The following is a 2,419-nucleotide window of genomic DNA, read 5'->3' on the forward strand; positions in this document are numbered from 1 at the left end:
TTTTTGTCGGGTAAGGAGGAACACGTCGCCGCGTCCTCCTCCCCTAAGAACCGGACTTGACAGTTTCCCATCATCCGGCTCAAGCCTCCAAAACCTCAGAGCGTTTGCCTGTATGTATGTGCTTGTGACAGGCTTTGTGAAGGTGAACAAGGTTTTGGGCCTTGTCTGTTCCTCCATCTACCACCCTATTTTTGTGATGAGTGTGCAGTTCTTCTCCATTGAACAAGTGTTCACCGCATACTGGACATTTCCAATTTTGGTTAACCGCTACGTTATAGAGTTTTGAGCCTTTTGCCCAGTACGATTTCCCGTATTTGGATTGGCGGTCTTGCCAGTATTTGGTGAGTGTTGGGTCGTCGGGAGATGCCGTGTCTTTGACTTTGACATGGCGTACTATGGGGATGTATGCCAGCTTTGGCAGGGTTATTAATGTTTCCCTACCATGTCTGTTCTTGAAGGGTTGGGCAAAGTTCCACTTCGTCCCGTTGATTGTTCGGAAGTATTTTTGGGCTACCCAACCTTTCCCCTTTTTCGGGTGTCTTCTTAGCGACCACTTCCACAGCATTTGCCATATTCGGTAGTCTACGTAAGAAAACGTCTCCTTACTGACCTTGTGCTTGTAGTAGTTCCCCCATCCTCTAATGATTGGGCTAAGGTGCTGGATAACTGCCGTTGCTTTTACCGTTTTGTGTTGATTCAGCCATTGTTGAATTCCAGACAGGAATTCTTTGACCTTTTCTTTTTGCGGTTTAATTAAGCATTTACCCTTGTAATGTCGGACATTGAACCCTAAGAAATTGAAGCCCTCATTAATATGAGTGATTTGGGTTTTATCCGCATTAAGTTTTAAACCCCTCTGATTTAGCCATTCTTCTAGGATGGGTTTAATGGCTTCCAAATCCTCACGATTTTCTGCGGTGATGATGAAGTCATCAGCGTAGCGAACAAACCCATATTTTGGTTTGTGTTCCCTCTCTGTTCTTTTTCTACCTTTTGAGTCGGTATATTTGTATTCCTTCGTCTTTTTATATTGACTTAGGAATTTTTCCATTCCGTCGAGGGCTATGTTTGCCAATAAGGGAGAAATAATCCCTCCCTGTGGCGTGCCGCTTTCGGTATCGTGGAATATTTCTGCCTCTACATATCCTGCTTTTAGCCACTGTTTGATTAGCTCTTTACCAGGGATTTCTCCTATGGCATTGAGCAGGTACTCGTGGCTGATATTGTCGAATGCCCCTTTAATATCTGCGTCCAGTATCCATCTGTCGTTCCCCTGAGCGTTTAGTCTTATCCATGTCTGCTCAATTGCGTCATGGCAACTTCTGCCTGGGCGGAAGCCATAGGACTGGGCTTCAAATCTGGTTTCCCAGACTGGTTCCAGGGCATTCTTGACAATTGCCTGTGCTATCCGGTCTTTGATTGTCGGGATACCTAATGGTCTTTGTTTTCCGTTAGCTTTCGGTATGTATACCCTTTTCGTTGGGCGAACTTTCCATAAGGTGTATTCCTTACTTTCTCTGACCAATTTCACTCTTTCCTCTGGAGTTAGAGCCGTCTGACCATCGATGCCAGCCGTCTGTTTCCCTTTATTTTCTTGAGTGACTCTTCGCACTGACAATAGCAGGTTGGAGTAACTGCGAAGCATCAGTTTCATGAGGCTTCTAACCTTATTCCACTGACCGTTCTGGGCTGCTCGGTAGATTCTCCGTCTCAGGTTTCTGACACGCTTTTTGATGAGCTTCCAATTGATGGATGCCCACCCCTTGAGCGGTTCCTTCGTTCCGATGTCATTGCTGACTCTATCTTTCACGTTGGTTCAATTCCTTTACGCAAAATTTACCGTTGAAGACCCGCTGGAAGTCTGCCATCTTTCGATGCGGGGCAAAGCCTGAACCCCTATCTTCCGCATTACCAGAAGCGTTCGCTTTCTCCAGCATCCCCTACCCTCTGGATAATTCCGTTTTCCTTACGGTCAACCTACTCATGCCATCGACCTGGCTTGAGAATCCGTAGGGTTTATCGTGTTTCGTACATTTAACCTTCGACCGATTTGGGTTCCACCTATATTCCGGTGAGAGTTTCGCTCTCTCGTTACTAGCCACAAGGCGCTGCCAGTAACCTACTCACTTGCCTTTTTGGCTAGAGTGTATCAGCCTGATTTCACTCTTTAGACATAACGGAATCTACGGTGATTCACATAACGTTAACCCTTTTCGATCTTCCCCTTGCCCTTTCACTGATTTGGGCTACCAGTTGCGGGGCTTTCATGCCTTGCATTCCAACAGGTTCATTACTTACTGCTGTTGTAGGCGGAGTGTGACACTCTTTTATGTGGGGACAGAGAGAGAGAGTTCTCCGGGAGAGGCGGCTCTCCAGTTATTCAGCGCAGATGCGCCTAATGTACGACTTCACGTCGCAC

Annotated in this window: 1 protein-coding gene; it reads right to left on the bottom strand. The window is 46.5% G+C overall.

All coding sequences use genetic code 11. From position 1 onward, the window contains the following. Window positions 1-79: 79 nt before the first annotated feature. A complete protein-coding gene (gene ltrA, locus ACUVJL_RS02320) occupies window positions 80-1,810 on the bottom strand; it encodes a group II intron reverse transcriptase/maturase (RefSeq protein ID WP_445244368.1) in 1,731 nt (576 codons plus the stop codon). Between the last annotated feature and the right edge of the window lie 609 nt (window positions 1,811-2,419).

It is taken from the genome of Microcoleus sp. OTE_8_concoct_300 (assembly GCF_031383065.1).
In the GTDB taxonomy this organism is placed as follows: domain Bacteria; phylum Cyanobacteriota; class Cyanobacteriia; order Cyanobacteriales; family Microcoleaceae; genus Microcoleus.